This is a genomic window from Cellulomonas uda, from assembly GCF_006538705.1.
Lineage (GTDB): Bacteria > Actinomycetota > Actinomycetes > Actinomycetales > Cellulomonadaceae > Cellulomonas > Cellulomonas uda.
The window spans coordinates 1-5,528 of sequence record NZ_BJLP01000085.1 but is presented as its reverse complement, the minus strand read 5'-3'; the positions used below and the strand labels follow the sequence as shown (position 1 = coordinate 5,528).

3 rRNA genes are annotated in these 5,528 nt (G+C 58.6%); all 3 read right to left on the bottom strand.

Annotation, left to right across the window (positions count from 1 at the left end):
• Window positions 1-48: 48 nt before the first annotated feature.
• Window positions 49-165 (bottom strand): 5S ribosomal RNA (rrf, locus tag CUD01_RS16055).
• Between the two features lie 96 nt (window positions 166-261).
• Window positions 262-3,370, bottom strand: a 23S ribosomal RNA gene (locus CUD01_RS16050).
• Between the two features lie 429 nt (window positions 3,371-3,799).
• Window positions 3,800-5,318: ribosomal RNA gene (locus tag CUD01_RS16045) — 16S ribosomal RNA — on the bottom strand.
• The 16S, 23S and 5S rRNA genes sit together here, the layout of an rRNA operon.
• Between the last annotated feature and the right edge of the window lie 210 nt (window positions 5,319-5,528).

Below are 5,528 nucleotides of genomic sequence, written 5' to 3'. Positions count from 1 at the left end.
GGAAAACAGAAGAAGCCACCCCGTGTGGGGTGGCTTCTTCTGAATGGTGTCCGGCGGCGTCCTACTCTCCCACACCCTGGCGAGTGCAGTACCATCGGCGCTGAAGGGCTTAGCTTCCGGGTTCGGAATGGGACCGGGCGTTTCCCCTTCGCTATGACCGCCGTAACGTTGTCGAGTTGTGAACGGGACTGGTTCGACCGGAGCCGAGCAGTGTCGTTCGTTTCTCGGGAACCGCACAGTGGACGCGTAGCAATGAAAGTTGTGGTGAAGTTGTCGGCTGATTAGTACCGGTCAGCTGCGGCAGTCGTTAGTCCTGCCTTCCACATCCGGCCTATCGACCCAGTGTTCTAGCTGGGAGCCTCTCGCCCCGAGGGGCGTGGAAACCTCATCTTGAAGCAGGCTTCCCGCTTAGATGCTTTCAGCGGTTATCCCTTCCGAACGTAGCCAACCAGCCGTGCTCCTGGCGGAACAACTGGCACACCAGAGGTTCGTCCGTCCCGGTCCTCTCGTACTAGGGACAGCCCTTCTCAAGTTTCCTGCGCGCGCAGCGGATAGGGACCGAACTGTCTCACGACGTTCTAAACCCAGCTCGCGTACCGCTTTAATGGGCGAACAGCCCAACCCTTGGGACCTACTCCAGCCCCAGGATGCGACGAGCCGACATCGAGGTGCCAAACCATGCCGTCGATATGGACTCTTGGGCAAGATCAGCCTGTTATCCCCGGGGTACCTTTTATCCGTTGAGCGACGGCGCTTCCACAAGCCACCGCCGGATCACTAGTTCCGACTTTCGTCCCTGCTCGACATGTCTGTCTCACAGTCAAGCTCCCTTGTGCACTTGCACTCGCCACCTGATTGCCAACCAGGCTGAGGGAACCTTTGAGCGCCTCCGTTACATTTTAGGAGGCAACCGCCCCAGTTAAACTACCCACCAGGCACTGTCCCTGGTCCGGATCACGGACCGAGGTTAGATATCCAGAGCGACCAGAGTGGTATTTCAACGATGACTCCACCGACACTGGCGTGCCGGCTTCACAGTCTCCCACCTATCCTACACAAGCCGCACCGAACACCAATACCAAGCTATAGTAAAGGTCCCGGGGTCTTTCCGTCCTGCTGCGCGTAACGAGCATCTTTACTCGTAGTGCAATTTCGCCGAGTTCGCGGTTGAGACAGCGGAGAAGTCGTTACGCCATTCGTGCAGGTCGGAACTTACCCGACAAGGAATTTCGCTACCTTAGGATGGTTATAGTTACCACCGCCGTTTACTGGGGCTTAAATTCTGAGCTTCGCCTTGCGGCTGACCCGTCCTCTTAACCTTCCAGCACCGGGCAGGCGTCAGTCCGTATACATCGTCTTGCGACTTCGCACGGACCTGTGTTTTTAGTAAACAGTCGCTTCTCCCTGGTCTCTGCGGCCCTCCACGCTCCCCGAGCAAGTCGGTTCACGCTTCAGGCCCCCCTTCTCCCGAAGTTACGGGGGCATTTTGCCGAGTTCCTTAACCACGATTCGCTCGATCGCCTTGGTATTCTCTACCTGACCACCTGAGTCGGTTTGGGGTACGGGCGGCTAGGACCTCGCGTCGAGGCTTTTCTAGGCAGCATAGGATCACCAGATTCCCGCTATCGCGGTCACCGTCAGCTCTCAGGCTTCATGAGGTGCGGATTTGCCTACACCTCGCCCTACGACCTTGGACGTGGACAACCATCGCCACGCTTGGCTACCTTCCTGCGTCACCCCTGTTAATACGCTTACCTACTACCGGTTCGGGTCCCGTGCTCCCCTGTGCGGTGCGGCCCGAAGGCCACGGTGCACAGGCTCGGACGGTGAGCATCACCGGGCTCGGTATGGGCGGTCCTTCGCCGGTACGGGAATATCAACCCGTTGTCCATCGACTACGCCTGTCGGCCTCGCCTTAGGTCCCGACTTACCCAGGGCGGATTAGCCTGGCCCTGGAACCCTTGGTCATTCGGCGGACGGGTTTCTCACCCGTCATTCGCTACTCATGCCTGCATTCTCACTCGTGTGGCGTCCACAACTGGGTTACCCCGCTGCTTCACCCGCCACACGACGCTCCCCTACCCATCCACACGACTGAACCACGAAGGCTTGTCGAAAGTGTGAATGCCACAGCTTCGGCGGTGTGCTTGAGCCCCGCTACATTGTCGGCGCGGAATCACTTGACCAGTGAGCTATTACGCACTCTTTCAAGGGTGGCTGCTTCTAAGCCAACCTCCTGGTTGTCTGTGCAACTCCACATCCTTTCCCACTTAGCACACGCTTAGGGGCCTTAGCTGGTGGTCTGGGCTGTTTCCCTCTCGACTACGGAGCTTATCCCCCGCAGTCTCACTGCCACGCTCTGGCTTACCGGCATTCGGAGTTTGGCTAACGTCAGTAACCTGGTGGGGCCCATCGGCTATCCAGTAGCTCTACCTCCGGCAAGAAACGCGTGACGCTGCACCTAAATGCATTTCGGGGAGAACCAGCTATCACGAAGTTTGATTGGCCTTTCACCCCTAACCACAGGTCATCCCCCCGGTTTTCAACCCAGGTGGGTTCGGTCCTCCACGCGGTCTTACCCGCGCTTCAACCTGCCCATGGCTAGATCACTTCGCTTCGGGTCTAGAGCACGCGACTATGAACGCCCTATTCGGACTCGCTTTCGCTACGGCTTCCCCACACGGGTTAACCTCGCCACGTACCACTAACTCGCAGGCTCATTCTTCAAAAGGCACGCCGTCACCCCTGCTAGGGAGGCTCCGACGGATTGTAGGCACACGGTTTCAGGTACTATTTCACTCCCCTCCCGGGGTACTTTTCACCTTTCCCTCACGGTACTTGTCCGCTATCGGTCACTAGGTAGTATTTAGGCTTACACAGTGGTCTGTGCAGATTCACTCCAGGTTTCTCGGGCCCGGAGCTACTTGGGATCCCTCTCGGGAGGCCACGCCATTTCGTCTACGGGGGTACCACCCTCTGTGCCGGGCCTTTCAATGCCCTTCGACTATGACGCGACTTTCTGACTCCCTGCCAGGACGGCAGTCCTGACTGAAAGGTCCCACAACCCCGAACGCGCAACGCCTGCCGGCTTGAACACGCGATCGGTTTGGCCTGATCCGCTTTCGCTCGCCACTACTCACGGAATATCTCTTCCTGCCGGTACTGAGATGTTTCACTTCCCGGCGTTCCCTCCACACACCCTATATATTCAGGTGTGGGTCACCGCACATGACTGCGGCGGGGTTTCCCCATTCGGAGATCCTCGGATCACGGTTCGTTTGCCAACTCCCCGAGGCTTATCGCAGGCTACAACGTCCTTCATCGGCTCCTAGTGCCAAGGCATCCACCCTGTGCCCTTATAAACTTGACCACAAAGACTTTACAAAGATGCTCGCGTCCACTGTGCAGTTCTCAAGCAACGACCGACCCGCCACACCCAGCCCGCCAGCCACCACCCGAAGGCGACGCGGTACGCGACCAGTGACGACCCGAAGGCCACCACCCCCGACCCGGACCCCACACAAGGGACCAGACCAGGAGCACGACCCCGAGACAACAACCAACCGGCTGTTCCCTCAGGACCCAACAGCGTGCCAGACCCACCACCGCACCAGGCAGCAACCGTTCCCTCCCCCCGACCCGAAGACCGAAGGCGTACTAGGCACCACCTGCCACAACAGCAGGCCATAGTCGATGTTCCACCCGTGAGCACCACCCCGCACACACTCGGCACGGGCATGGGCCTGGACACCTGCACCCACCCCACGACAGGGCCGGCCAGCTGCCAGATGCTCCTTAGAAAGGAGGTGATCCAGCCGCACCTTCCGGTACGGCTACCTTGTTACGACTTAGTCCCAATCGCCAGTCCCACCTTCGACGGCTCCCCCCCAAGGGTTGGGCCACCGGCTTCGGGTGTTACCGACTTTCGTGACTTGACGGGCGGTGTGTACAAGGCCCGGGAACGTATTCACCGCAGCGTTGCTGATCTGCGATTACTAGCGACTCCGACTTCATGGGGTCGAGTTGCAGACCCCAATCCGAACTGAGACCGGCTTTTTGGGATTCGCTCCACCTTACGGTATCGCAGCCCTTTGTACCGGCCATTGTAGCATGCGTGAAGCCCAAGACATAAGGGGCATGATGATTTGACGTCATCCCCACCTTCCTCCGAGTTGACCCCGGCAGTCTCCCATGAGTCCCCGGCATAACCCGCTGGCAACATGGGACGAGGGTTGCGCTCGTTGCGGGACTTAACCCAACATCTCACGACACGAGCTGACGACAACCATGCACCACCTGTACACCGACCTTACGGGGAGCACATCTCTGCACTTTTCCGGTGTATGTCAAGCCTTGGTAAGGTTCTTCGCGTTGCATCGAATTAATCCGCATGCTCCGCCGCTTGTGCGGGCCCCCGTCAATTTCTTTGAGTTTTAGCCTTGCGGCCGTACTCCCCAGGCGGGGCACTTAATGCGTTAGCTGCGGCACGGAACCCGTGGAATGGGTCCCACACCTAGTGCCCAACGTTTACGGCATGGACTACCAGGGTATCTAATCCTGTTCGCTCCCCATGCTTTCGCTCCTCAGCGTCAGTTGCGGCCCAGTGACCTGCCTTCGCCATCGGTGTTCCTCCTGATATCTGCGCATTCCACCGCTACACCAGGAATTCCAGTCACCCCTACCGCACTCTAGTCAGCCCGTACCCACTGCAAGCCCGAGGTTGAGCCTCGAGTTTTCACAGCAGACGCGACTAACCGCCTACGAGCTCTTTACGCCCAATAATTCCGGACAACGCTTGCGCCCTACGTATCACCGCGGCTGCTGGCACGTAGTTAGCCGGCGCTTCTTCTGCAGGTACCGTCACTTGCGCTTCTTCCCTGCTGAAAGAGGTTTACAACCCGAAGGCCGTCATCCCTCACGCGGCGTCGCTGCATCAGGCTTGCGCCCATTGTGCAATATTCCCCACTGCTGCCTCCCGTAGGAGTCTGGGCCGTGTCTCAGTCCCAGTGTGGCCGGTCGCCCTCTCAGGCCGGCTACCCGTCGTCGCCTTGGTAGGCCATCACCCCACCAACAAGCTGATAGGCCGCGAGCCCATCCCCCACCGATAAATCTTTCCACACCCCCACATGCGCAGGAATGTCATATCCGGTATTAGACCCCGTTTCCAGGGCTTATCCCAGAGTGAAGGGCAGGTTGCTCACGTGTTACTCACCCGTTCGCCACTGATCCAACCAGCAAGCTGGTCTTCACCGTTCGACTTGCATGTGTTAAGCACGCCGCCAGCGTTCGTCCTGAGCCAGAATCAAACTCTCCGTCAATGTCTTGCGCCACCCGATCCGGAAACCAGGCAACAAACATTACGAACGGTCCGAACGGACCAAGATTCGGCTTCAATCAAGGACCCACCACCCACGGGGTGGACGGCAGATCCCCATCTCAACCAACAACCCACCCGACAACATCAGGCAGGCCATATGGCATCGACTACTTGGCACACTGTTGAGTTCTCAAGGAACAGACGCGCATCC